This window comes from Streptomyces sp. NBRC 109706 (assembly GCF_000974485.1).
In the GTDB taxonomy this organism is placed as follows: domain Bacteria; phylum Actinomycetota; class Actinomycetes; order Streptomycetales; family Streptomycetaceae; genus Streptomyces.
The window spans coordinates 10,682-34,810 of sequence record NZ_BBOM01000012.1; the positions used below are offsets into that span (position 1 = coordinate 10,682).

The following is a 24,129-nucleotide window of genomic DNA, read 5'->3' on the forward strand; positions in this document are numbered from 1 at the left end:
CGACAGCCGGCGCGGCCGCCCCGGCGTCACTCGACGAGCATCGACAGATCGGGGCCGCTCTCCGGGACGGAGACCCGGGAGTGGTCGTCGGGCAGCGTCTGGGTGGTGAACGTGGTCGCGCCGTCGTTGTCCACGATCAGGGTGCGCGCGGCCCAGAGCGAGCCGCCCCGGCTCGACGGCGTCAGGGTGAGCGCGAAGTTCCCCTCGGTGTCGTCGAGTTCGGGCCTGATGGTCATGGTGGTGCCGGGATCGACCGTGTAGGTCTCCTGGACGGGCTCGCCGCCGTCGGCGCCGGCCGAGTAGGTGACCTCGACCTCGACCGTCTCGTCGAGCGCGAAGAGCGAGAGCCTGGTGCCCGAGCCGGTGTTGCCGGCGGCGGTGGCCCGCTCTCCCACCGGCGCGGCGGCCGGGATGAACGCGGACTCCCGCTCGTCGTCCTCGCCGGCGACCACATGGAGGCTGGCGATCACCGGGCCGCCGCCGGAGCCCGACGTTCTGGTGAGCACCAGCGAGGACGCCTCGCCCTGGGTGATGTCGCCGAGGTCGACGGTGGTGACGGTGCCGGCGTGGGCGGAGATCGACTCGTGGCCCGCCGGCGTGATGGTGCCGGTGGGGCCGGCGAGGCCGATGTCCAGCGCGATGTCCTCCTCGCCGGGGGCGAAGACGGAGAGCCGGGAGGCGTTCACCCCGGCGGGGATGCCGGGCAGCACCAGGGTGTCGGCGACGGGCGCGGTGACGGGGGGCAGCCAGTCGGTGCCGAGCTTCTCGTCCACCACCTCGATCTGCGCGCCGACCCGGCCGCTGCGGGCGGCGACATGGACGGCGAGCCCTGGCTCCGGATCCCTCAGCAGGGTGGAGAGCCGGACCGCGACATTCGACCCGCCCGGCACCGTGATGGCCTGGCCGTGCTCGGCCTCCAGCCTGCCGTCGGCGCCGTAGATCTCGATGTCCACCACGGTGGCGGCCTCGTCCGGGTTGACGACATGGACGTAGTCGTGCCGGTCGTCCTCGGTGCTGGCGCCGGTGAACCAGAACTCGGTGTCCGGGGTCTGGCAGGCGGTACCGAGGGTGCCGACGCCCTCGCCCGAGCTGACGACGGTGGTCTGCTGGACCGTCCACCCGGGGGCGAGCCACTGCTCGGCGATGCCGGCGAGGGCCGGCGCGTCCGTCTCGTTCACCCGGGTGGTGACGGGGAGCCCGGGCTCGGCCAGCTCGATCACCGGCTCGACCTCGGGCTCGTCCGCCGCTGCCGAATCCTCGGACTCATCCGCGTCCTCGGCGTCCTCGGCGTCCTCTGTGCCTTCTGAGTCCTCGGCGTCCTCGGCGTCCTCGGCGTCGTCCGGGTCGGGCGCCGCACCGGCGTCCGGGTCGGGGGTGTACTCCGGCGCGGGCAGCAGGAAGGCGGCGCCCTCCTGCTCCTGCGCGCCCCGCGCGCTCTGCGTCGGCGGGGTGAAGGCGCTGTACCAGGTGGAGGCGGACTCGGCTCCGGTCGGACGCGGGCAGGTGAGCGCGGTGCGCTCGACGGGGAGCCGGGCCGCCTGGGGCAGCTCGGCCGTCTCCTGGGCGTCCGGGCGCAGCGCCGCGACGCCGGCCACGGCGAGCAGCGCCGCGACGATCCCGAGCAGCGGAAGGGGCGCGCGGTTCACCGGTGATCACTCCCGTCGCCATAGTCGGTCGGGTAGTCGTATGGCGCGACATAGCTCTGGTCGTAACTCTGCTGTTGGCCCTGGTCGTAGCCCTGCTGATAGGGCTGCCCCGCCCAGTCGCCATAGGGCTGCTGCTCGGGCACGGGCTGACCCGGCGGATAGCCGGGCGTCGGCTGCCCGCCGTACTGGTCCGACGGATAGCCGGAGCCGTCCTGGTAGGGCTGGGCACCGCCGTCGTAGCCACCGCCGTCCTGGTAGGCGGCCGTCGGCGCCCACTCGGGCTGGCGGGGCTCCGGCTGCGGGGCCTCGGCCGGCTCGGGCTCGGCGGCCGGGCCGCCCTGGGCCGGCACGGACGCCATCCGGCGGGCCCGACGGCCCACCGGCGCCGCCTCGGCCTCCGGCTCCGGCATGTCGTCGTCCAACTCGCGGCGCCGGTCGGGCAGGGAGAGCACGCAGAGCACCAACAGGCCGAGCCCCTGGGCCCAGACCCACAGGGTGTGGACCCCGGAGGTCTCGTGGACGACGTCGAGACGCCCGCCGCCCGCCGGGAGTTCGAAGCCCTGGGCCCAACCGCCCACCGTGACGGGGGTGAGCGAGGCGCCGTCGAGCGTGGCCGTCCAGCCCTCGTCGGCGCTGTCGGCCAGACGCAGCACCCGGCCGGCCGGTCCTTCGGGCAGCTCGGTGTGGATCTCGACCGATTCGGCGGGCAGCGGAACGGGCTCGGCGCCTGGGCCCTCGTCCTCGGCTGGGAGCACCATGGCGCGGGCCGATTCGCGGTTCACCCGCCAGAGCGCGCTGCCGTCCTCCTGGCTGAGCCGCTGGAGTCCCGGGGTGGTGTCCAGGACCCGGTGCAGGGCCTCGGGGCTGCCGTCGCGCACCAGCACGTAGCGGACCGCGTAGTCGGCGAGGACCCGCGTCTGGTCGGCGCCGGTGCCGGCGGTCAGATCGCCCACGGCCTTGCTCAACGAGGTGTCCTCGCCGAGCAGTTCGGCCAGGTCGGCGTCGCCGAGGCGGGCGCCGGAGCCGCGCACCAGCGTGTAGGAGACCTCCCGCACCTCGCCGTCCTCGACATCGACGCCCCTGGCGTCCAGCACCAGGGTGCGGGCCTGGTCCCGGGTGGTGCTCTCGGCGGCCACAAACGCCGGGACCTGGACCGGGTCGGTGCGCTTCAGCGGGCCGTCCGCCCCGCCGAGCACCCAGCCGGCGGCGACCAGCAGCGGGCCGGCGGCGGCCGCGCCGGCCACCGCGACCGCCAGCGGCTGGCGCCAGCCGAAGCTGCGCGCCGCCACGCGGTAGCGCGCGCCGTCGGCGCCCAGCACGGCGGCGCAGAGCAGCGCCAGACCGTAGAGCAGGCTGGCCGGGCCGGCCCAGCCGTCCACATCCGACCAGACGGCGAAGAGCAGCGCGGTCAGCGCGGCGGCCCAGGCGGTGTGGATGGCCAGCCGGCGCTCCGTGCGCAGCAGCGCGCCGAGCGCGGCCAGCAGCACGCCGGCCAGCAGCCAGCCGCTCGGCGTGCCGGGGCCGCCGGGGCTCAGCCCCATCAGCTGGAGCGCGCTGGTCGAGCCGGTCTCGTAGGGGAGCCCGGCCTCGCGCAGGAAGGCGGACGGGCTCAGCAGCGTCGTCAGCGACCAGGGCGCGAGCACCAGCAGCGGGGTCGCCAGCGCGATCCCGAACCTGAGCGCCTTGGCCCGCCGCACCGGGGACGGCGTCTGCCAGGGCAGCAGCAGCGCGCAGCAGGCGAGCACCAGCGCCATCGGCCAGATCACCGGGGTGAACGCGGCGCCCACGGTGAGCAGCAGGGCGCAGGCCCAGACGGCGCGCCAGGGCCCGATGCCGTCCCTGGTGTGGCCGGCGGCGGCGACCGCCGATCTGACCAGGGCGGGCAGCAGCACCGCCAGCACGGCGGTGCCGATCCGGCCGCCGGCCAGGGCGCCGGTGATGGCCGGGAGGAAGGCATAGGCGACGCTGCCCCAGGCGCGCAGCAGTCGGGACATCACCAGCGGGCGGGAGGCGAAGTAGGCGCTCAGGCCCGCCAGCGGGACGGAGGCCACCAGCAACAGGGTCATGGCCGGGCCGGGGTTGCCCAGCAGGGCGCTGGAGAGCAGCGCGAGCAGCCCCAGATACGGGGGCGCCGACTCGGTGCCGCCGGTGCCGACGGGCTGCCAGGTGGCGAGATAGCGGTCCCAGAGGGCGCCGGCCTCGGCCGGGGCCGGCAGCAGCGCGCCGCCGGCGAGCGCGCCCCCGCCGATCAGGTTGCGGGCGGCCAGCAGGGAGACGACCAGCAGCACCAGGAAGAGCATCGGGCCCGGCCGTTTGGCCAGGCGCTTGACCCGGGCGAACTGTTCGACCTGCAACGAGTCGGCGTCGTCGTCGCTCGGCCCCGACTCGACGGCGCCATGGCGACCGCCGGAGGCGGAGGCGGGCTCGGAACGTCCGCCGAAGTTGCTCGCCACCTGCTCGACGGTGGTGCGGATGGTGGCGCCTGGGGGTGGGAAGAGGGGCCGCAGCTCCTTGGGGTCGTGGTCGGCGGCCGCGGCCCTGGCGCGGGCGCGCCGGGCGCCGATCAGCCGGCCGGGGCGCAGCAGCGTGGCGAGCAGTCCCGCGGCCTCGTCGAGCGCGCGGCCCGGCTGTTTGCCGACCAGATAGGCGAGGACGCGCAGCAGGGTGCCGAGGACCAGCCGGAACAACACCCAGGGCAGCACCTGGGCACGGGAGTTGGCCAGCAGCGCGTAGGCGGCCGCGGCCTTGTCCACCCGGTGCGGGCTGCCGCCGAGCCGGCCGGCGCAGTCGATCGAGCGGCGTTCCCTGGTGGCCGCCTCGGCGTGCCGGAGCACGGCGTCGGGGGCGATCAGCACGCCGTGCCCGGCCTGCTGGGCCCGCCAGCAGAGGTCGACGTCGTCACGGGTCAGCGGGAGTCGGCGATCGAAGCCGCCGAGCTGTTCGAAGACATCGCGCCGGATGAGCATGCCGGCCGTGGAGACGGAGAGCACCGGGCGGACGCGGTCGTGCTGGCCCTGGTCCTGCTCCCGCCGGTCGAGGCCGGTCCAACGACGGCCGCTGTAGGCGAGGGAGACGCCGACTTCGAGCAGCTGTCTGCGGTCGTACCAACCGCGCAGCTTGGCGCCGACGATGGCGGCTGACGGGCTGGCGTCGGCCTGGCGCAGCAGTCGGTCGAGCGCGTCGGGCTCGGGGGCCGAGTCGTCGTGCAACAGCCAGAGCCAGTGCACCGGTTCGCCGTGCGGGTGCTCGGGCAGGTCGTAGGTGCTGGTGTCCCAGGTGCGGTTGACCGGATCCCAGGCGGCGGGCCGCTTGAGATAGGGCAGCTCCTCGGGCGTCAGCACGGGGGCGGTGCGTGCGGCCTCGGCCACGGCCGAGCCGAAGCCGGTGCGGCGGGCGAGGTGCAACACCCGCTCGGCGCCGAAGGCTTCGGTGATCAGGGTGGCCGAGGCGTCGGCGCTGCCGGTGTCGGCGGCGATCACGTCCTGGACGGGCCGCTCCTGGCCCAGCAGTCCGCTCAGCACCTCCGGGAGCCAGCGTTCGCCGTCGTGCGAGACGAGCACGGCGGTGACCACGTGCCTCGGGAATTCGGGATGAGCGGCCGGCTGCGCGGCCTGCTGGCTGTGCACGGACATCGAGGTGCGGGCCCCGGTTCGCTGGACGGCGGTGGACGGCGCTGCCCCGAGGGAGCGGCGGTACGTCTCGGACAGCGCACCACACTAGCGGCTGGGACCGTCAGCGCCCCGCGCTCGGAGTGCGGGGGGCGGCCGGGAAACGCGGCCGGGCCATGACGAGGGAGGAAGACCCACCGGCCGGGACGGGACCGGGACATGAGCGGGACCAGCCCGGGGGCGACCCGGCGGCGGGCCGGCGTCAGACGGCCGCCTTCTTCAGTCGGCGACGTTCACGTTCGGACAATCCACCCCAGATTCCGAATCGTTCGTCGTTGGCGAGGGCGTATTCAAGACATTCGGACCGAACCTCGCAGGCCAGGCAGACCTTCTTGGCCTCGCGAGTGGATCCGCCCTTCTCGGGGAAGAAGGACTCGGGGTCGGTCTGCGCGCAGAGCGCGCGCTCCTGCCAGCCAAGCTCTTCGTCGGCTTCCTCGACCAGCAGTTGTTCGAACAGCTCGGTCATATGCGCGCCCCTCGTCTTCTTTGCGTCCCCGTGATGCCGTCGTTATCCGTACCGGTCGAACGACATGAGTGAAATTACAAGTGGGGCGCTCGGCGGCAGTCAAGCCACGATCTGCCATTCACCCGATGATTCACCCTGTGGCACCACACTCGCACAGAAAGTGTTCAAATCGGTACAAACACTGCTCGTTCCCTTGGTCATCCGTCACGCAATCCGGTGGATCCCCGGCGGATCGCCGGCCAACCCGACGCCGATCCCCACCGGATTCCGCTCTCTCTTCCGAGAGACGAACGAGAGCGCGGAAATGTTGCAAGCCCTCGAAGGCAGCGACACAGATCACAGCGGGATCACGGAAGCGCAACGCCCACGGGCGTCCCGTGGATGATGACGCGCCTGTCCCTGAAACGGGGCGCATAAACCTTTCAGCGGCGCCACAGGCCCGGATCTGGTGAAACAATGCCGGGGACCGCCCGTCCGGTTGACACTCCTTCGGCTGAGGGATTCGACCGGACGATCCCAACCCATTCGAGGCATACCGCACTCCATGGACAACGACAACGCGATCGCCGGCGACCCGCTGGCGATCCCGCATCTGCTGCCCCCCGTGCCCGCGCACCCGCACACCGTCGCGGGATTCGCCGGCCTGGCCCTCGCGCTGGCGGGCGATCGGGAGTGTTGGGCTCCCCTGGTGCGGTACGACGCGGCCAGCCGTTGGTACCACCGGCTGCGGGTCGGCCCCGGGTACGAGGTCTGGCTGTTGAGCTGGGTGCCGGGCCAGGGCAGCGGTCGGCATGACCACGGCCCGTCGAGCGGGGTGTACACGGTGCTGGAGGGCGCGCTCACCGAGGCGGCCGACGGGCGCGGGAGCCGGGTGCTGACGCCGGGTTCGCTGCGGGTCTTCGCGCCGGGCTATGTGCACGAGGTGGTCAACGCGGCGCTGACGCCGGCCGTCAGCCTGCATGTCTACTTCCCGGGGCTGACCGAGATGCCGATGCGGCCCAGGACCGCCGTGGCGGGGAAGCTCACACCCCGACCCCGGGGTGTCAGCGCCTGCTGACAGACTGGGCGTCATGCGACGCATCGTGGTTTTGTCCGGCGGTATCGGTGGGGCCAGGTTCCTGCGCGGCCTGCTCCAAGCGGCCCCGGAGGCCGAGGTCACGGTCATCGGCAACACCGGTGACGACATCCATCTCTTCGGCCTCAAGGTCTGTCCCGACCTCGATACCGTGATGTACACCCTCGGCGGCGGCATCCACGAGGAGCAGGGCTGGGGGCGGACGGACGAGACGTTCGCCGTCAAGGAGGAGTTGGCGGCGTACGGGGTGGGTCCCGAGTGGTTCGGCCTGGGCGACCGGGACTTCGCCACCCATATCGTCCGCACCCAGATGATGGCCGCCGGCTATCCGTTGAGCGCCGTCACCGAGGCGCTGTGTCAGCGGTGGCAGCCGGGCGTCCGGCTGCTGCCGATGACGGACGACCGGGTCGAGACGCATGTGCTGATCGACGACGAGGAGAGCGGCGAGCGGCGGGCGGTGCACTTCCAGGAGTACTGGGTGCGGCTGCGCGCCTCGGTGCCGGCGCGGGCCGTGGTGCCGGTCGGCGCCGACCAGGCCAAGCCGGCGCCCGGTGTGCTGGAGGCGCTCGCCGAGGCCGATGTGATCGTCTTTCCGCCGTCCAACCCGGTGGTCAGTGTGGGCACCATCCTGGCGGTGCCGGGGATCAGGGAGGGCATCGCCGAGGCAGGGGTGCCGGTGGTCGGGCTCTCCCCCATCGTGGGCGACGCCCCGGTGCGCGGGATGGCCGACAAGGTGCTGGCCGCCGTCGGGGTGGAGGCCACGGCCGCCGCCGTCGCCTCGCACTACGGATCGGGCCTGCTGGACGCCTGGTTGGTCGACACGGTGGACGCGGGCGCGGTAACGGCCGTCGAGGAGGCGGGAATTCGCTGCCGCGCGGTGCCGTTGCTGATGACCGACACCGATGCCACCGCCGAGATGGCCAGGGCTGCGCTCAGCCTCGCCGAGGAGGTCACCGCCGTATGACCACGCCCGCGTTCCAGGTCTGGGCCCTGCCCGGCATTCCCGAGGTGCGGCCGGGGGACGAGGTGGCCAAGCTGGTCGCCGAGGCGGCCGCCGCCGAGGGGCTGCCGGGGCTCGCGGACGGCGATATCGTCATCGTCACCTCGAAGATCGTCAGCAAGGCCGAGGGCCGGGTGCGGCAGGCCGACGACCGGCGGGACGCCATCGAGGAGGAGACGGTCCGGGTGGTGGCCACCCGGGGGCCGGCCAGGATCGTGGAGTCCCGGCACGGCTTTGTGATGGCGGCGGCCGGGGTCGACGCGTCCAACACCCCGCCCGGCACGGTGCTGTTGCTGCCGGAGGATCCGGACGCCTCGGCGGCCGGCATCCGGCGCGGCCTGCGGGAGCTGCTGGGCGTCGACGTCGGCGTGGTGATCACGGACACCTTCGGGCGGCCGTGGCGCGAGGGGCAGACGGATGTGGCGATCGGCGCGGCCGGCGTCACGGTGCTGGACGATCTGCGCGGTGGCAGCGACAGCCATGGCAACCCGCTGGGGGTCACGGTCACCGCCGTGGCCGACGAGTTGGCGGCGGCCGGCGAGCTGGTGAAGGGCAAGGCCGACGGGCTGCCGGTGGCGGTGCTCCGGGGTCTGCCGCACCGCACGGGCGGCGAAGCGACGGCCAGGGAGCTGGTGCGCGACTCGGCGCTGGACATGTTCCGGCTCGGCACGTCGGAGGCCGTCAGGGAGGCCATGACGCTGCGTCGGACGGTGCGCGAGTTCACCGACGCGCCGGTCGATCCGGAGTCGGTGCGGCGTGCCGTGGCCGTCGCGCTGACGGCGCCGGCCCCGCATCACACCACGCCCTGGCGGTTTGTGCTGGTGGAGTCGGCCGAGGCCAGGACGGCGCTGCTGGACGCGATGCGCGATGCGTGGGCGGCCGATCTGCGGGCCGACGGGAAGTCGGAGGAGAGTGTGGCCAGGCGGCTGCGCCGTGGCGAGGTGCTGCGCCGGGCGCCCTATCTGGTGGTGCCCTGTCTGGTGACCGAGGGGGCGCACGCCTATCCGGACGAGCGCCGGGCGGGTGCCGAGCGCGAGATGTTCGTGGTGGCGATGGGCGCCGGGGTGCAGAACCTCCTGGTGGCGCTGGCCGGCGAGGGGTTGGGCTCGGCCTGGGTCTCGTCCACCATGTTCTGCCGCGATGTGGTGCGCGCGACGCTGGGGTTGCCGGCCGACTGGGATCCGATGGGCGCGGTCGCCGTGGGGCAGGCCGCCGCGCCGCCGCGCCAGCGGCCCGAGCGCGATCCGGCGGGGTTCCTCACGGTGCGCTGACGGGGCGTCGTTCGGGCGGGCGGGTTCAGCAGACGATCTGGTCGGCCGTGGTGGTGCCGTGTTCCTCGCCGCCCGCCGGGGTGGCGTGTGGCTGTTCGGCCTGTTCCTGGCTGGGGCTGGGCAGCGGTTGGTCGTCGCGGAGCGCGGCGAAGAGCCGGTCCGCCTCGTCCTCGTCCCAGATCACGGTGGAGCCGAGGCCCGGCACGTCCCGTTCCCTGTCGGCCACGGGCACCGAGGCGAACTCGGCGGACGAGGTGGTGAAGTACCGCATCAGCCCGGCCAGTTCGAGGATCTGTTCGGAGCCGAAGCCCTCGTCGGCGCGGACCGACTCCAGCAGGGTCCCGGCGAGGGAGGCCACCTTGCCGGGGTTGAGGAGCACCCCGCCGCTGACCGCGCGGTCCACGAAGGCGGCGAGGAAACGCTGTTGCCGCTGCATCCGGCCGAAGTCGGAGGCGCCGTCCAGGTGTCGGGCGCGGACATAGGCCAGCGCGCCGGGGCCGTCCAGGGTGCTGGTGCCGGCGGGGAGGTCGAGCCCGGCGTAGGCGTCCCGCAGCGGCTCGGTGGTGCAGACCTCGACGCCGCCGAGTTCGTCGACGGCCCGCATGAAGCTGACGAAGCTCACCTCCAGATAGTGGTCGATCCGGACCGAGGTGAGGTCCTCGACGGCGCTGACCATCAGTTGGGGGCCGCCGTGCGAGAGGGCCGAGTTGAGCTTGTCGTCGTGGGTGTCGTGCCGCTCGCCGGTGCCGGGGATGGTGTGTTCGGGCAGGGTGGCGAGGGAGTCGCGGGGCAGGCTGACCATGCTGACCCGTTCGCGGTCCTGGGAGATGTGCAGCAGGAGGATGGCGTCGGCGCAGTGGCAGGAGGCGTCGCCCACGTGGTAGCGGGCGCGTTCCTCGGCGCTCAGTCCGTCCCTGCTGTCGGTGCCGATCAGCAGGATGTTGAGCCCCGAGCCGGCGTCGGGGCGGTCGCGGAGTCCGCCGAAGGCGTCTACCCTGCCCACCCCGTCGGTGACCGAGGCGACCACGGAGTGGCCGACGCCGCTCGCGGTCAGGACCAGCGCGGAGAGGGTGCTGGCGAGGCGGATACCCCAACGGCGGCGTCTGGCTGGCATGGGCTGGGCACTCCCGCTCTGTCGGAGACGGCCCGGCAACAGTACGCAGATACGATCTTGGGCTTTGAGGCGGCGCGCGCCGGTGTCCCCCGTTCGCGGTAACGTGAGCCGGTGACCAGCGAGCCGACTCCAGCCGTGTCCGTGATCATGCCGGTGCTCAACGAGGAGCGGCATCTACGGAACTCCGTGCGGCATATCCTCGAACAGGACTATCCGGGCGAGCTTGAGGTGGTGATCGCCCTGGGCCCCTCCACGGACCGCACCGACGAGATCGCCGCCGAGCTGGTGGCCGAGGACGCCCGGGTGCGCACGGTGCCCAACCCGACGGGCCGCACCCCGGCCGGCCTCAACGCGGCCATCGGCGCCTCCCGGCACCCCGTGGTGGTGCGGGTCGACGGGCACGGGATGCTCTCGCCCGACTACATCGCCACCGCCGTGCGGCTGCTCGACGAGACGGGCGCCGCCAACGTGGGCGGCATCATGCACGCCGAGGGCGAGAACAACTGGGAACGGGCGGTCGCCGCCGCCATGACCGCGCGGATCGGCGTGGGCAACGCCGCCTTCCACACCGGCGGTCAGGCCGGCGAGGCGGAGACGGTCTATCTGGGGGTCTTCCGCCGCGAGGTGCTGGAACGACTCGGCGGCTACAACGTGGAGTTCATCCGGGCCCAGGACTGGGAGCTGAACTACCGCATCCGGCAGGGCGGCGGGCTGATCTGGTTCTCGCCCGAGCTGCTGGTGTCCTACCGGCCCAGGCCCTCGGTGCGCGCGCTGGCCAAGCAGTACCGCAACTACGGGCGTTGGCGGCATGTGGTTGCGCGCTACCACGCCGGCTCGATCAACCCGCGCTATCTGGCGCCGCCGACCGCGGTGGTGGCGATCATCCTCGCGCTGCTGGCGGGCGTGACGATCACGCCGTGGGCGCTGCTGGTGCCCGGCGGCTATCTGGCCGCGATCACGCTGGGCTCGGTGCCGGCCGGGCGGGGGCTTCCCCTCGGCGCGCGGATCAGGATCCCGCTGGCGCTGGCCACCATGCACATGTCGTGGGGCTGGGGCTTTCTGACCAGCCCGCCGAGCCTGGCCAAGAAGGTTGTCGCGGCCCGGCCCCCGACGGCCGAACGATCCCGCTGACCCGGCCGGGGGCCGATCCGGGTGAGCCCCCCCGACTACCAGGTGTAGAGGGGGTTCACCGGCATGCAGTCCACTCCGCCGGATCCGGAGATGATCTCGTCCTCGGTGACGGCCGGATCGTCGCTCCTGGTCTCCTCGGGCTCCTCGACCGGCTCGGGGAAGGTGGTGCCCTCCCGCCAGTCCTCGCCGATGACGAGCGTGACATCGGTCGCGCTCGGAGAGACCATCACCCGGTCCGCCGGCATCCCCAGCGCCTCGGCCAGCGCCTCGGCGTTCGCCCGGTCCTCCGGTTCCGCGTAGCGCACCTCGCTCTTCGCGGCGAGTTCGGTGATCGAGGTGTCGGTGCCGGCGAGGGCGTAGCCGAGGCCGACCAGCTCGTCGGTGATCACCCCGGCGCGGCCGTTCACCGGCGCCGTCATATCGGAGCCCGTCGCGTTGCGGACGGCCACCCGCACCGACTCGACCGGGTCGGGATCGTTCGCGTCGCCGCCCGGGTTCTCGCTCGTCTCCTCGGGCGACGGCTCGGCGGGGACCGCGTCCTGGTCGTCCAGCGGTATGTCGCCGCGCACCAGCGCGAACAGCTCCTCGGCCCGCTGCGGGTCCGGGATGATGGTCACCTCGGGGTCGGCGGGGTCGGGGAGCCAGGGCAGGGTGACCATGTTGAAACGGTCGTTGGGCACCCGGCGCAGATCCTCGCCCAGATCGTAGAGGGCCTGCACGGAGCCCAGTTCGTGGTCCACGGTCAGCGCGCTGGTCGCCGCCTCCGCGAGGTCCATCAGCTCGCCGGTGTTGGTCAGCGAGGCGCTGGACTGCAGCTCGTCCACCATGTTGGAGAGATACATCTGCTGCGCCCTGGTGCGGCCGATGTCGCTGCCGTCGCCGAACGCCTTGCGGGTGCGCAGCCACTGGAGCGCCCCCTCGCCCTCCAGCACGCTCTCCCCCGCCTCAAGCCGCAGCCCGGACTTGTCGTCGGCGACGTTCTCCTCGACACAGACCGGCACCCCGCCGACCGCGTCCGCCATCTCGACCACGCCTTCGAAGTCCACCATCATGAAGTGGTCGATATAGAGGCCGGTCAGCTCCTCCCAGGTGGCCAGCACACAGCCGGGGCCGCCGTTGCTGAGCGCGGTGTTGATGGACGCCGACTCGGAGCCCGAGTAGACCTCGCCGGTGTCCGGGTCGGTGCACTCGGGGATGGCGACCTGGGTGTCGCGCGGGATGCTGATCAGCGTCATGTTGCTGCGGTCGGCCGAGGCGTGCAGCAGCATCTGCACATCGGCGCGGACCGGGCCGCCGGCCAGATCGCGGGCGCCGCCCAGGCGTTGGTTCTCCTCTCCCTCCCGGGAGTCGGAGCCCAGCAGCAGGATGTTCAGCGGGCTCTGGCCGTCGGCGTTGGGCGGGGGCTTCTCCAGCTCCTCGCTGCCCAGGGTGCGCGGCTTCTTGGTGATGTTGTCGTTGAGGTGCCGGATATAGAGGAAGCCGGCCACCGCCACGCCCGCCACCACCACGGCGAGCGAGGCGGACGTCCAGAACAGCACCCGGCGCCACATGGGCTTGCGCTTACGGCGCGCGGCGCGGTGGCCGCGCCTGGGCGGCTCCCCCGCGCCCCGGGGCCCGGGGGCGTCCTCGGCCTTCCGTGGGCCGGGGACGCCGGGCCGTCCCTCGTAGAGCGAGTCGTCCCATCCCAGGTCCGACGCGTTGTCACCGGCGCCGGACGCACCCTTGTCGTCCTCACCGGGTATACCGGTCCTCCGCACGGGGCCCCCCGCTCGTGTCTTCCGTAAGCTACGCCCGCGCCACGCCGCGCGGTGTCGAACCGTCAGGCGGCGCAGACGGTCTCGTCGTCCGCCGTAATGCTGTTCACGTCGTCCGGCATCTCCGGCGTGATCTCGATGGGTTGGCCGGCGCCCCTGAAGTCGTCACCGAGGATCAGCACCATCGGCTGGTCCCCCGCCTCGGCCGGCTGTTCCTGGAGCGCGTCGGCCGGCAGGCCCATCATTTCCGCCAGGGTGGCGGCCTGGCCCGCCTGGTCGGGACCGTACTCCAGGGTCGTGGTCTCCTGCGGCGACGGGGCGTTGCCGACGTTGGTCGACAGCGGCACGCCCTGCACGTTCTGCAGCCAGTCCAACGTCTCCTGGGCGGCCCCGATCACCCCGCCGCCGTTGTAGACGTCGACCCTGACCTCCGCGGCCGGCACCGGCTCGACGGCGTCGGCCCCCTCGTCCTCCTCCTCGGCGCGCTCCCGTTCCTGCGGCGAGATGTCCTGCCTGATCATCTCCAGCAGCGGGGCGGCCCTGGCCTCGTCCAGCACCACGGTCGCCCTGGCGTCCTCCGGCTCGTCCGGGTTGTCCACCACCGGAAGCGTCACGAAGTTCAGATCCGACATGGGGACCCGCCCCAGCGTCGAGGCCAGATCGCGGAGCTTCTGGATGCTGCCTATCCCGGTGTCGACGGAGAGCGACTTGGTGGCCGTGTCCGCGAGGTCCCACAGCTTGCCGGGGTCGGTGAGCATCCCGCCCTCGGTGATCTGCCGGGCCATGGACGCCACGAACTGCTGCTGCAGCTCGATCCGGCTGAGGTCGCTGCCGGTGCCGACGGAGTAGCGGGTCCGCACGAAGGCCAGCGCGTCCTCACCCTCCAGGGTGTGGTCGCCGGCGTCGAGCCGCAGACCCGACTTGGGGTCGTCGATGGGCTCGTTGATGCAGACCGGCACGCCGCCGACCGCGCTGGAGAGGTCCTTGACCGCGTTGAAGTCGGCCATCATGAAGTGGTTGATGGACACTCCGGTCAGCTCCTCGACCGTGCGCCAGACGCAGCCGGGATCGCGGCCGTTGGTGCCCATGCTGGTGTTGAACCTGACGTTCTCGGACGGCGGGATGACGTCGGTGCCACCGTTCTCGTTCCGCACCTCGCACTCCGGGATGTCGACGATCAGGTCGCGCGGGATGCTGAGCCCGGTGGCATGGCTGCGGTCCTCGGAGAAGTGCATGAGGATGGTGGTGTCGGCGCCCTCGCTGGCGTCGCCGCCGTAGGACTCGTTGCCGGCGCCCGTCCTGGTGTCGGTGCCGATGAAGAGCAGGTTCACCGGCTCGTCGGAGCTGAAGTCGTTCTCGATGCCGACGTCGTACTTGGTGATGTTGTTGTTGAGCCGGTTGATCACCCACCAGGCTCCGGCGGCGCCGACCACCAGGAGGAAGGCGAGCGTGCCGCCGGTCCACATCAGGACCCGCTTGCCGCGGCCCCGCTTCTTCTTGGCGCGGCCCTTGGGCTCCTTGCCCCTGCGGCGGCTGCCCCGCTGCGCGCGGCGGTCGCGTTGCCCGGGCAGCGGACGGTCGCCCGCGGCGGGCGAGGCCGTGTCCTCCTCCTCGGTGGACGGGGCGCGACGCTGGCGTGGCGGAGTGTTACGGGAGGCGGGCCCACCCTCGGAGGCGGCCCGCGGCCGCCCCGGCTGCCCGGCGTCTCTGGTGCGTTGGCCGCCGGTCAGCCGCAGTTCGTAGTTGCCGGTGTCCGGGTTGAACACCCACTGATCAGCGGGATCGACGCCGTCCGCGCCCCCACGTCCCTGCGCGTCCACGTGTTCGTGTGCCCTCCGTCTGCCTGCCCTAGAGGATCAGACGGCACACACTAGCCCCAGGGTTCCGCGCCGAACGAGGTCGGTGACCTATTCCACCCGCGAGCGGCGAGCGGATTATCCGGGTTGGTGCCCCTTTTTTCGCTTTTATCGCGTTGCTCTTTACTCATTCATGGTCTTGCGTTCCGCGATCCGTTACTCGGCGGGCGGACGGAAGGGGGCGGCCCGACGGGTGAAACCGCTCCCCTGTCCGGCCCCTCGCCCCCCTGGGGCCCCTCGTCGACCTCGGCGGTCGGGGTGGGGGGCGGCGGCGGTGGGGCGGTCCGGCGGGTGGTCCAGCCCAGCGCGGCGGTGACCAGCACGGCGGCCGCCACCACCAGGGCGACCCAGCGCGGCCACCCCCTGCGGACCGGCGGCCGGTCCGCCAGGTCCTCGGGCTCGTCCGCCGGCTCGGTGAGCCGGTAGTAGGCGGGCTGTCGCGGCACCCTCATACCGCCGATCCTGCGCGGGCCGCGGGGGGCCGGCCACCGTCAGTCGGCGAAGTGGGTGACGCGCTCACTCTCCTGGCGTGCGGCCCGCGCCGCGCCGTCCAGCCGGTCGGCGTTGCGGCACAGCACCACCGAGCCGCCGGCGACCAGCGGCGCGAAGAGGCCGGCCAGCAGCCCGGGCAGCCGGTCGTAGCCCAGCGTGGACATGATCCGGGAGCCGGGCGCGAGGCCCCGTTCGGCGGCGTCCGCGCGGGCCAGATCGAGGAGTTGGCTGCCTGTCAGCTCGCGCCCCTCGACGACCAGCGCGAGATCGTCGGGGCCCGGCGGGTCGAGGGCGGCGAACACATCGCCCTGTCCTGGCGCCGCCACCGCGTAGTCGAGGAATCCGTCCGGCGTCGTGGGGAACCGGCCGCCCAGCGGGCGCAGGGCCAGCGCGACGCGTTCGCCGGAGCAGGCCAGCGCCGCCTCCAGCCGGTCGGGCCCGGCCACCACCAGATCGGTGTCCGCCGGATCCCCCTCCACCTCCGCGACCACCCCGGTCGCGGAGGCGGCGAGCAGCCAGACGGCGGTCTGCCAGTGGGCGGGCAGCAGCAGGGCGAGCCGTTCGCCCCTGGCCGCGGCCAGCTCGTCCTGGAGCAGATTGGCGGTCTTGGCCACCCAATTGGCGAGGGTGGCCGTGGAGAGTTCCACCCGCTCGCCGGTGGCGTCGTCGTAGAAGGTGATCAGCGGACGGCTGGCGTCTCCGGCGAGCGCGGAACGCAGCAGGTCGGCGGGGGTGCGATCGGCGGTGTTCATCGTCGCCAGGTTACGCCGGGACGCTGGGCCGTCCGCGCGACCCCGGCGGCCGGCGCATTCTCACGGGACGTCAGGTCACGAACCCTCAGGAATGGACAGGTTTGGTGGCATATGACCAACATCAGAACCATGCGTGCATTCCGAACTCTCTCCCTCCGTTCCCTCCCCCTGATCGGTTCGTGCACCGCCGCCCTGCTCGTCCCGCTGGCCCTGCCCCTGGGTGGGGCGGCGCAGGCGGTGGACAGTGCGAGGGGTGCCGCGCCGCGGATGGCGGCGGCCACCCAGTCCCTTCCCCTCAGCCCGCTCACCCCGCTCGCCGGCAGCAGCGACGAGGAGGGCACCGACGACACGTCGGGCCCCACCCTCTCGCTCGCCGGGCAGGGCCTCCCGCCCACCGACACCGAGCCGTTCTCACTGCTGGGCGTCGTCTGGGAGGACCCCACCGAACACATCGAAGGACAGGTCGAGGTCCGCATCAGGGACAGCGGGACCGGTGACTGGTCCGACTGGCTCGAACTGGACGCGCACCCAGAACACGCCCCGGACCCCGCCTCCGCCAAGGCGGAGGGACGCGAGCTGCGCGGCGGCACCGCGCCCCGTTGGGTCGGCGCGGCGGACGCGGTGGAGGCACGGGTCGCCCCGGCCGCCGACGCCGCGGCCGAGTCCCTGCCCGACGGGCTCAGCCTTGAGCTGATCAACCCGGGCGAGCTGGCGGCCGACGCCCCGGCGCCCCGGCCACAGGAGGTGCCGGCCGCCGGCGACCATGTGGGCCCCCGTCCCGGCATCGTCATCCGCTCCGGCTGGGGCGCCGACGAGAGCCTGCGGGAGAGCGGCTTCGTCTACACCGACACCGTGAAGACGGCCTTCGTCCACCACACCGCCGACACCAACAACTACAGCTGCTCCGAGGCGCCGGCGATGATCCGCGCCATCTACCGCTACCACGTGGTGAGTCAGGGCTGGCGGGACGTCGGCTACAACTTCTTCGTGGACCGCTGCGGCACCATCTACGAGGGCCGGGCCGGCGGGGTGATCGAGCCCGTGCAGGGTGCGCACACGGCGGGCTTCAACCACAACAGCATGGGCGTCGCGGTGATCGGCACCTACACCGGCACCAAGCCCAACCGGGACATCACCGACGCGCTGTCGCTGCTGACCGCCTGGAAGCTGGGCCTCTTCGACGTCAACGCGGGCGGCTCGGCGAACCGCACCTCGCAGGGCGGCGGCAAGTACGCCAAGGGCACGACCGTGCGGATGAACAACATCTCGGGGCACCGGGACGGCTTCGCCACCGAATGCCCTGGCGAGGAGCTGTACAAGGCGCTGGGGACGGTCCGCTCCACCGCGACCAGACTGCAGGGCCGTTGACCGTCCGGCGCCCCCGGCCGGCAGCACCGGCCGGGGGCGCCGTTAGCCTTGCGGGGCCATGCCCGACCGTGAGTGGACCCCGCCCGAGCCCTACGACCTGCGCCGCAGCCTCCGTGTGCTGCGGCGCGGCCCCTACGATCCGGCGTTCCGCGAGGAGCCGGACGGCACCGTCTGGCGGGGCACCCGCACCCCGCTCGGCCCGGCGACGCTGCGGCTGCGGCCCGGCGCGCGGATCGCGGCCACCGCGTGGGGGCCCGGCGCCGAGTGGGTGCTCGACCGACTTCCCGCGCTGCTGGGCGCCGACGACCGGCCGGAGGAGTTCACCCCGCGCCACCGGCTGATCGCCGAGTCCAGGCGGCGGCACGGCGGGCTCCGACTGATCCGCAGCGGACTGGTGTTGGAGTCGCTGATCCCCTCCATCCTGGAGCAGCGGGTCACCACGGAGGACGCCTACCGCTCCTGGCGCCGGCTGCTGCGCTGGTTCGGCGAGCCGGCCCCCGGGCCGGGCCCGGAGGTGGACCTGTGGGTGCTGCCCGAGCCGCGCGCGCTGGCCCGCGTGCCGTCCTGGGACTGGCACCGGGCCAATGTGGACGGCTCCCGTTCGGCGACCATCATGCGGGTGCTGCGGGTGGCGCGGCGGATGGAGGAGGCCGCCGGGATGGAGCTGCCCCGGGCGCTGGCCCGCCTCCAGGCGGTGCCGGGCGTCGGCCCGTGGACGGCGGCCGAGACGCTGCAGCGCAGCAACGGGGCACCGGACGCGATCACGGTCGGCGATCTGCATCTGCCGGGGATCATCGGCCACGCGCTGGCCGGCGAGCGGGACGCGGACGACGCCCGGATGTTGGAGCTGCTGGCCGACTACCCGGGCCAGCGCCACCGGGCGGCCCGTTATGTGCTGCTCACCGGGGTCGCGCCGGCCCGTCGGGCGCCCCGGCAGCGGCACGCGCGCATCGCCCATCTGTGACGGGCGCGTCCCGCGTGGTTCAGGCGCCGCCGCCCCTGGCGCGCAGCTCCAGGATCTCGCGGCGCCTGGCCAGCCGGTGGGTGCGTCGGATCTGGGCCTCCTCGTAGCGGCGCAGGTCGAGCTCGGTCTCCGGCAGCACCGGCGGCACGGGGCGCGGTTTGCCGTTCTCGTCGACGGCGGCGAAGACGAGATAGGCGGTGCCGACCCGGGTCGCCGGCGTCGACTCGTTCCACCGCTCGGCCAGCACCTTGACGCCGATCTCCATCGAGCTGCGGCCCGTCCAGTTGACCTGGGCGTGCACATGCACCAGATCGCCGATCTTGACCGGCTCCAGAAAGACCATCTCGTCCATGGAGGCGGTGACGGCCGGGCCGCCGGAATGGCGCCCGGCGACCGCGCCGGCCGCGTCGTCCACCAGCTTCATGATCACGCCGCCGTGCACGGTGCCCAGCAGGTTGACGTCGTTCTGGCTCATGATCTTGGAGAGCGTGGTGCGGGAGGCCGCGGTGGGCTTGCCGACGGGGTCGGCGGTGCCGCCGGGGACGGCGGTCGGTCCCTCGCCGGGTCCCTCGGTCGGTTCGTCGGTCGGTTCGTCGGTCGATGGGGGAGCGGGCAGATCGGTCATAAGACCAGCGTAGACATCTCATCGGAACCGCGTTCCCGGGGCGTTGCCCGGTCGTTTCTGCATCAGCTCTGCCACAGTTGGTGACCCTCGTTTCCCCCGGCGGCCATCCCACGGCACACTGGCACGTTATGAGCGACTGGCCCGACGGGTGGACCGACGACGACCAGGACCGGAGCCGTTACGGCCAGGGGCGCGGCAGCGCGACCCCGGAGAGCGCCCGGGTCATGCCGCACGTACCGAGACCGCCCAGGCAGCGTTCCCCCGGGCACGACGCCTACGGCGCGGGGCAGCAGCAGCCCGCGCCCTACGACTCCGGCTACAACGAGGGCCAGGTCTACCGGGGCACCGGCCGGCAGGGCCCGCCCCCGCCCGCCGGGCCGGCGGACCCGCCCCCGCAGGGCCAGCCCAAGCCGCGGCCGCGCTGGGGAAAGCGAATAGGCATCGGGGCGCTGTCGCTGCTGCTGGTGCTGGTGATCGTGGCGACGGCCACCTACTTCTGGGCGGACGGCAAGCTCAAGCGCGAGGTGGATCTGGCCGCGCTTGAGGACCGCCCGGAGAAGGGGGACGGCACCAACTACCTGATCGTCGGCTCCGACAGCAGGGAGGGGCTCAGCGAGGAGCAGCGGCGCGAGCTGAGCACGGGCAACGCCTCCGGCAGCCGCACCGACACGATCATGATCCTGCACGTGGGCTCCAACGGGAACACCATGGTCAGCCTGCCGCGGGACTCCTGGGTGACCATCCCCGAGTTCACCGGCTCCGAGTCGGGCAACCGCATCCCGGAGCAGCAGCAGAAGCTGAACGCGGCCTTCGCCATCGAGGGCCCCTGGCTGCTGGCCAGGACCATCGAGTACAACCTGGACATCCGGATCGACCACTATGTGGAGATCGGCTTCGGCGGTTTCGCCAACGTGGTGGACGCGCTGGGCGGCGTCGAGATGTGTTTCGACGAGCCGGTCCAGGACGAGAACTCGGGCGCGGACTTCGAGGAGGGCTGTCACCGGCTGAACGGCGCCGAGTCGCTGGCCTTCAACCGGCAGCGCTACCAGGAGGCCGAGGGCGATCTGGGCCGCACCAGGAACCAGCAGGAGTTCCTCGGCACCCTGGCCGACCAGGCGGCCTCGCCGTCCACCCTGGTCAACCCCTTCAAGCTCTATCCGACGATGGGCGCCGTCCTGGACGCGCTGATCGTGGACGAGGACATGAGCCTGTGGGACCTGCGGTCCATGTTCTGGGCGATGCGCGGTGCCCACCGGATGAACATCCCGGTCTCCGACCCGGGCTTCGCGACGGACAAGGGCTCGGCGGTGCTCTGGGACATGGAGCAGACGGAGCTGCTGATGGAGCAGCTGCGCAACGACGAGAAGGTCACCGTCGGCGTGGAGTGACGTCCTCACTTCTTCCGCGCGGGCGCGTCCTCGGACGCGCCCGCGCGCTGTTTCGCGCGGTAGGCGCGCATCTTGGCGCGTGAGCCGCAGGAGCGCATCGAGCACCAGCGGCGGCGCCCGGCCGGGCTGTGGTCGTAGTAGGCCCAGAGGCAGTCGCTCGCCTCGCATGCCTTGAGCCGCCGCCACTCCCCCGTGGCCTCGGCGACCGCCACGACGGCCGCGATCCGGGCGGTGAACTCGGCCAGCCCCGCGAGCCCGGGCGCGGGCACCAGCGTCGCCGTGCCCCGTTCGTCGACCCGGGCGACCAGCGGCGCGGCCGCGAACAGCGCGGTCAACTCGGCGGGCGGCGGGGCCGATTCGACATGGTGCACCAGTGCGGCGGCGCGCAGCGCCTCGCGCAGCCGACGCAGCCCGGGCAGCTCGCCGGGGCCCAGCGCCGGACCGCCCTCGAACTCGCTCTCGAACGCGGCAAGCCCCTCCTCGGTGGCCAGCGTGTCCCGATCCCGTTCCACGTCCAGGGTGTTGACCAGCCGCACGATCAACGCCATGCCCTCGGGGATCGGTCGCTCCGCCATGGTTGCGACGTTACCGGATGCCGGGCATGATGTAGTCACGCGTTACCGGATAAGCACGTTTTCCGGTAACGCGGCAACGCGCGTGTTCGTGTTCAGGTCGAAGGAGAGTGGGCCCCATGGCCATCGCCAAGTTGGCAACCACCGTGCTGGACTGTCCCGAGCCCAGGGAGTTGGCCGCGTTCTACGCCACCCTGCTGGGCGGGGAGTTGGACGACGACGGCGCGGGCGACTGGGTCGAGATCGTCGGCGCCGGCAGCCATGTGCTGGCCTTCCAGCGCTCCGAGGGCTACCAGCCGCCGAGTTGGCCGGGCACCGAGCACCCCCAGCAGTTCCATCTCGACCTCGATGTGCCCAGGGCCGAGTGGGACGCGGCCGAGCGGCGGGCGCTGGAGCTGGGCGCCACACTGCTGGAGAGCGACCACGGAACCCGCGACTGGCGCGTCTACGCCGATCCGGCGGGGCATCCGTTCTGCCTCTGCGCGGTCGACGAGCCCAGGCGGCCGTGAGCCCACCGGGCCGGGCGGCGGGGAAAGTTGGGTGAAACAAGGGCTGCCTAGCGTCCGGGCATGTCCGAGAACCCATATTCCGGGTCGGGTCCGCAGTACCCGCCCCCGCAGCCGTACCCGCCTGTGCAACAGCCCTACCAGCAGCCGTACCCTCCGCCGTATGGGCAGCCGTACGGGCCACCGCCCGGGGGGCCGGCGCCCGCCGGGGGCTTACTGCCGCCGGCCGAGCCGCGCTCCAGAACGCCGCTGGCCATCGGGATCGGGCTGGCGGTGCTCGTGGCCGGCGTGGGCGGGTTCCTGCTCCTCGGCGGCGGGGACGACGCGAGCGGCGGGGGCGGTCTCACGGCCGACCCGGAGCTGGACGCGGAGTTCACCGGGGAGGGCCACTTCCCCGACGCCGGGGCGTTCGCCTACGAGCAGGGCGCGGAGGCGAGCTGCGCGGCGATCGGCGAGGTGATGGCCACCCGCGGCTATTTCCTCTCCAGCAGCTCGGCCGAGGGCCGCGGCGTCAGCTGCGAGTTCCGCACCCCCGGCACCTCGGCGATCGAGAACGGCAGCAACGATCTGACCTCCACCGTCTCGTTGACGCGCGGCGCGGAGGCGCCGGCGGCCTACGACGAGTTCCATGACGGCATTCGGAACTTCTGGGAGACGTACTCCGACGACTGGACGACCGTCGGCGCCCTGCACGACTTCCCACTCGGTGAGGACGGCTTCCTCGCCGTCACCACCATGAGCCTGCGCAACTCGGCGGCGGCGGCCTTCCGATCGGGCGACGACACGTTCACCATCAACGTCGAGGGCTCGGTGTTCGACCACGTCGAGCTGGAGCTCGCGCTGCCGGTCGAGGTGGCGAAGGCGGAGGTCGTCGGCATCGCGAAGGCGCTGGGCGGGGACGAGACGGCCAACGAGCCGGGGATCGTTCCGGCGAGCCTGGAGACCCACCCCGCGCTGTCGGACGTGGGCGAGCCGACGCTCCCTACGGAGGGCGGCGTCGCGGAGCGTTGCGCGGGTCTCGACTCACTCGCCGCCGAGCTGGGCATGCGGCGGGACAGCACCGCCGCCAATGGCGACATGCCGAGGTGTGACTACACCTATGGCTCCGGCCAGCGCGAGCGGTACTCCCTGCGGGTCCAGGTGGTGGTGGAGCCGGAGAACCCCGAGCACGCCTCCCCGAGCACGCCCCACGAGGCACTGACCCTGGCCCTCAGGACCACGGTGTTGGAACTCGCTTACGGCTCGAAGACCGACTGGGCCGCCGGACCGCTCTACGAGGTGCCGGCCGGTGTCTCCGGCTACGCGCAGTACGCGGCGCCCACCGAGGGTCCCGCCGAACTGGACGCCGGCTATCTGCTCGACGGCACGTTCGTCGGCATCGGCATCACGGGTTACGTCGATGTCGGCGGTGTGAGCGAACCGATGTCGGAGGACGAGCTGATGTCGATCCTGGAGCGTGCCCTGGCGTCGATGGCGTAGTGACGGGAGGCGCTGTCGGACCCCTCGGGTAGCATCCGCCCGTATGGAGGGCACGGAGGGGCGGGGCGCCCGGCTGGCGCGGCTGCTGGGGGTGCTGCGCTGCCCGCTCTGCCAGGCGGCGTTGGCGCCGGGCGAACGCTCGGTGTGCTGTCCCTCGGGGCACAGCTTCGACGTGGCCCGGCAGGGCTATCTCAGCCTCACCACCGGCGCCGCGCCCGGCGCCAACGCGGACAGCGCGCCGATGGTGGCCGCCCGCGCCGCCTTCCTGGAGGCCGGCCACTACGCGCCGCTGTCCTCGGCGCTGGCCCGGCTGGCCGGCGAACTCGCCCCGCCCGGGGCCACGTTGCTGGACGCGGGCGGTGGCACCGGCCACCATCTCGCGCGGTCGCTCGACGCGCTGCCCGACGCGCTCGGGATCACCCTCGACCTCTCCAAGCACGCGCTGCGCCGGGCCGCCAGGGCGCACCCCAGGATGGGCGCGGCGACCGGCGACATCTGGCGCGGGCTGCCGGTGCGCGACGGCGCGGTCGATCTGCTGCTCAATGTGTTCGCGCCGCGCAACGGCCCCGAGTTCCGGCGGGTCCTCGCCCCGGGCGGCGCCCTGCTGGTGGTCACACCCGGGCCCCGCCACCTGGCCGAACTCCGCGCGGCACAGGGCCTGTTGTCCATCGACCAGGACAAGGACGAACGGCTCCGCCGCACCCTGGCGGAGCACTTCGAGCAACGGCACGTCGCATCCCTGGAGTTCCCCCTGCGGCTCACGACGGAAGAGGCGTCCGCCCTGGTGGCCATGGGCCCCAACGCGCACCACACCACGACGGCTCCCCCGGCCGCCGGGACCGTCACCGCCTCCTTCCAGCTCTCCGTGCACCGCCCGCGCTGAACGGGCCCTGGCGCCGCCGTCGCGGCGACCAACTGTTCAACCAGAGTTGGGACACACGGCGTCCGCACCGCCAGGCCCGCGAACGATACTGCCGCCCGTCGAGTCGATTTCCGGCCATG

At 72.8% G+C, this 24,129-nt stretch carries 20 protein-coding genes; 10 read left to right on the forward strand and 10 right to left on the reverse strand.

Annotated features, from left to right (window positions below; all coding sequences use genetic code 11):
• Positions 1-26: 26 nt before the first annotated feature.
• From AOM46_RS27445 to AOM46_RS27455, 3 genes are all read right to left on the reverse strand, one after another.
• Positions 27-1,646: a DUF5719 family protein gene (locus AOM46_RS27445; RefSeq protein ID WP_062216342.1), complete on the reverse strand. Its 1,620-nt coding sequence runs from the start codon at positions 1,644-1,646 to the stop codon at positions 27-29.
• Positions 1,643-5,278: a glycosyltransferase family 2 protein gene (locus AOM46_RS27450; protein ID WP_062216344.1), complete on the reverse strand. Its 3,636-nt coding sequence runs from the start codon at positions 5,276-5,278 to the stop codon at positions 1,643-1,645. The genes AOM46_RS27445 and AOM46_RS27450 overlap by 4 nt, the downstream gene beginning before the upstream one ends.
• A gap of 238 nt (positions 5,279-5,516) precedes the next feature.
• On the reverse strand, positions 5,517-5,780 hold the full coding sequence (locus AOM46_RS27455) for a WhiB family transcriptional regulator (RefSeq protein ID WP_003950432.1): 264 nt from the start codon (positions 5,778-5,780) through the stop codon (positions 5,517-5,519).
• 544 nt (positions 5,781-6,324) lie between these two features.
• Between AOM46_RS27455 and AOM46_RS27460 the strand changes: the two genes are divergently transcribed.
• From AOM46_RS27460 to AOM46_RS27470, 3 genes are read left to right on the forward strand one after another with little or no spacing between them, the layout of a single operon-like run.
• A complete protein-coding gene (locus tag AOM46_RS27460; protein WP_062216346.1) occupies positions 6,325-6,837 on the forward strand; it encodes a cysteine dioxygenase family protein in 513 nt (170 codons plus the stop codon).
• Between the two features lie 13 nt (positions 6,838-6,850).
• Entirely contained in the window at positions 6,851-7,819 is a 969-nt protein-coding gene (gene cofD / locus AOM46_RS27465; protein ID WP_062216348.1) for a 2-phospho-L-lactate transferase, read from the forward strand.
• The gene (locus AOM46_RS27470) at positions 7,816-9,126 is read left to right on the forward strand and encodes a coenzyme F420-0:L-glutamate ligase (protein ID WP_062216350.1); all 1,311 of its coding nucleotides are present in this window, start codon (positions 7,816-7,818) and stop codon (positions 9,124-9,126) included. Before cofD ends, AOM46_RS27470 begins: the two co-directional genes overlap by 4 nt.
• Before the next feature lie 25 nt (positions 9,127-9,151).
• Here AOM46_RS27470 and AOM46_RS27475 read toward each other — a convergent pair whose 3' ends face one another.
• A complete protein-coding gene (locus AOM46_RS27475; RefSeq protein WP_062216351.1) occupies positions 9,152-10,240 on the reverse strand; it encodes an LCP family protein in 1,089 nt (362 codons plus the stop codon).
• A 111-nt stretch (positions 10,241-10,351) separates the two neighbouring features.
• On the opposite strand from AOM46_RS27475, the gene AOM46_RS27480 reads away from it, so the two are divergent.
• Complete coding sequence (locus tag AOM46_RS27480) at positions 10,352-11,371, forward strand: glycosyltransferase family 2 protein (protein WP_062216352.1); 1,020 nt, start codon at positions 10,352-10,354, stop codon at positions 11,369-11,371.
• 35 nt (positions 11,372-11,406) lie between these two features.
• On the opposite strand, the gene AOM46_RS27485 is transcribed toward AOM46_RS27480, so the two are convergent.
• The 4 genes from AOM46_RS27485 to AOM46_RS27500 all read right to left on the reverse strand — a co-directional run bounded on the left by AOM46_RS27485 (position 11,407) and on the right by AOM46_RS27500 (position 16,225).
• On the reverse strand, positions 11,407-13,128 hold the full coding sequence (locus tag AOM46_RS27485; RefSeq protein WP_078857240.1) for an LCP family protein: 1,722 nt from the start codon (positions 13,126-13,128) through the stop codon (positions 11,407-11,409).
• A gap of 62 nt (positions 13,129-13,190) precedes the next feature.
• Complete coding sequence (locus AOM46_RS27490; RefSeq protein ID WP_062216353.1) at positions 13,191-14,945, reverse strand: LCP family protein; 1,755 nt, start codon at positions 14,943-14,945, stop codon at positions 13,191-13,193.
• 167 nt (positions 14,946-15,112) lie between these two features.
• Positions 15,113-15,433 carry a hypothetical protein gene (locus AOM46_RS27495; RefSeq protein WP_062216354.1) on the reverse strand — a complete coding sequence of 107 codons (321 nt, stop codon included), beginning with the start codon at positions 15,431-15,433 and terminating at the stop codon, positions 15,113-15,115.
• Between the two features lie 39 nt (positions 15,434-15,472).
• Entirely contained in the window at positions 15,473-16,225 is a 753-nt protein-coding gene (locus AOM46_RS27500; RefSeq protein WP_062216355.1) for a TIGR03089 family protein, read from the reverse strand.
• Positions 16,226-16,354: 129 nt separating this feature from the next.
• On the opposite strand from AOM46_RS27500, the gene AOM46_RS27505 reads away from it, so the two are divergent.
• Both AOM46_RS27505 and AOM46_RS27510 read left to right on the forward strand, forming a co-directional pair.
• Positions 16,355-17,593: a peptidoglycan recognition protein gene (locus AOM46_RS27505; RefSeq protein ID WP_062216737.1), complete on the forward strand. Its 1,239-nt coding sequence runs from the start codon at positions 16,355-16,357 to the stop codon at positions 17,591-17,593.
• Between the two features lie 58 nt (positions 17,594-17,651).
• The gene (locus tag AOM46_RS27510) at positions 17,652-18,557 is read left to right on the forward strand and encodes a DNA-3-methyladenine glycosylase (RefSeq protein ID WP_062216356.1); all 906 of its coding nucleotides are present in this window, start codon (positions 17,652-17,654) and stop codon (positions 18,555-18,557) included.
• A 19-nt stretch (positions 18,558-18,576) separates the two neighbouring features.
• Here AOM46_RS27510 and AOM46_RS27515 read toward each other — a convergent pair whose 3' ends face one another.
• Complete coding sequence (locus tag AOM46_RS27515) at positions 18,577-19,182, reverse strand: acyl-CoA thioesterase (RefSeq protein ID WP_062216357.1); 606 nt, start codon at positions 19,180-19,182, stop codon at positions 18,577-18,579.
• A 128-nt stretch (positions 19,183-19,310) separates the two neighbouring features.
• On the opposite strand from AOM46_RS27515, the gene AOM46_RS27520 reads away from it, so the two are divergent.
• Entirely contained in the window at positions 19,311-20,570 is a 1,260-nt protein-coding gene (locus tag AOM46_RS27520) for an LCP family protein (protein ID WP_107080200.1), read from the forward strand.
• Positions 20,571-20,575: 5 nt separating this feature from the next.
• On the opposite strand, the gene AOM46_RS27525 is transcribed toward AOM46_RS27520, so the two are convergent.
• Positions 20,576-21,145, reverse strand: coding sequence for a CGNR zinc finger domain-containing protein (locus AOM46_RS27525; RefSeq protein WP_062216362.1), 570 nt, complete (start codon positions 21,143-21,145; stop codon positions 20,576-20,578).
• Positions 21,146-21,261: 116 nt separating this feature from the next.
• Between AOM46_RS27525 and AOM46_RS27530 the strand changes: the two genes are divergently transcribed.
• The 3 genes from AOM46_RS27530 to AOM46_RS27540 are packed head-to-tail and all read left to right on the forward strand — an operon-like array spanning position 21,262 to position 24,010.
• Positions 21,262-21,651, forward strand: coding sequence for a VOC family protein (locus tag AOM46_RS27530; RefSeq protein ID WP_062216363.1), 390 nt, complete (start codon positions 21,262-21,264; stop codon positions 21,649-21,651).
• Positions 21,652-21,711: 60 nt separating this feature from the next.
• Entirely contained in the window at positions 21,712-23,127 is a 1,416-nt protein-coding gene (locus AOM46_RS27535) for a hypothetical protein (protein WP_158920713.1), read from the forward strand.
• A gap of 43 nt (positions 23,128-23,170) precedes the next feature.
• The gene (locus tag AOM46_RS27540) at positions 23,171-24,010 is read left to right on the forward strand and encodes a putative RNA methyltransferase (protein ID WP_062216365.1); all 840 of its coding nucleotides are present in this window, start codon (positions 23,171-23,173) and stop codon (positions 24,008-24,010) included.
• Positions 24,011-24,129: the final 119 nt, after the last annotated feature.

What these genes read in the sequence shown, in the direction of transcription:
- AOM46_RS27520 (WP_107080200.1), top strand. Translation starts at nt 19,311, where the DNA reads ATGAGCGACTGGCCCGACGGGTGGACCGACGACGACCAGGACCGGAGC.
- AOM46_RS27515 (WP_062216357.1), bottom strand. Translation starts at nt 19,182, where the DNA reads ATGACCGATCTGCCCGCTCCCCCATCGACCGACGAACCGACCGACGAA.
- AOM46_RS27525 (WP_062216362.1), bottom strand. Translation starts at nt 21,145, where the DNA reads ATGGCGGAGCGACCGATCCCCGAGGGCATGGCGTTGATCGTGCGGCTG.
- AOM46_RS27500 (WP_062216355.1), bottom strand. Translation starts at nt 16,225, where the DNA reads ATGAACACCGCCGATCGCACCCCCGCCGACCTGCTGCGTTCCGCGCTC.
- AOM46_RS27540 (WP_062216365.1), top strand. Translation starts at nt 23,171, where the DNA reads ATGGAGGGCACGGAGGGGCGGGGCGCCCGGCTGGCGCGGCTGCTGGGG.
- cofD (WP_062216348.1), top strand. Translation starts at nt 6,851, where the DNA reads ATGCGACGCATCGTGGTTTTGTCCGGCGGTATCGGTGGGGCCAGGTTC.
- AOM46_RS27530 (WP_062216363.1), top strand. Translation starts at nt 21,262, where the DNA reads ATGGCCATCGCCAAGTTGGCAACCACCGTGCTGGACTGTCCCGAGCCC.
- AOM46_RS27450 (WP_062216344.1), bottom strand. Translation starts at nt 5,278, where the DNA reads ATGTCCGTGCACAGCCAGCAGGCCGCGCAGCCGGCCGCTCATCCCGAA.
- AOM46_RS27470 (WP_062216350.1), top strand. Translation starts at nt 7,816, where the DNA reads ATGACCACGCCCGCGTTCCAGGTCTGGGCCCTGCCCGGCATTCCCGAG.
- AOM46_RS27460 (WP_062216346.1), top strand. Translation starts at nt 6,325, where the DNA reads ATGGACAACGACAACGCGATCGCCGGCGACCCGCTGGCGATCCCGCAT.
- AOM46_RS27475 (WP_062216351.1), bottom strand. Translation starts at nt 10,240, where the DNA reads ATGCCAGCCAGACGCCGCCGTTGGGGTATCCGCCTCGCCAGCACCCTC.
- AOM46_RS27510 (WP_062216356.1), top strand. Translation starts at nt 17,652, where the DNA reads ATGCCCGACCGTGAGTGGACCCCGCCCGAGCCCTACGACCTGCGCCGC.
- AOM46_RS27535 (WP_158920713.1), top strand. Translation starts at nt 21,712, where the DNA reads ATGTCCGAGAACCCATATTCCGGGTCGGGTCCGCAGTACCCGCCCCCG.
- AOM46_RS27495 (WP_062216354.1), bottom strand. Translation starts at nt 15,433, where the DNA reads ATGAGGGTGCCGCGACAGCCCGCCTACTACCGGCTCACCGAGCCGGCG.
- AOM46_RS27505 (WP_062216737.1), top strand. Translation starts at nt 16,355, where the DNA reads ATGCGTGCATTCCGAACTCTCTCCCTCCGTTCCCTCCCCCTGATCGGT.
- AOM46_RS27455 (WP_003950432.1), bottom strand. Translation starts at nt 5,780, where the DNA reads ATGACCGAGCTGTTCGAACAACTGCTGGTCGAGGAAGCCGACGAAGAG.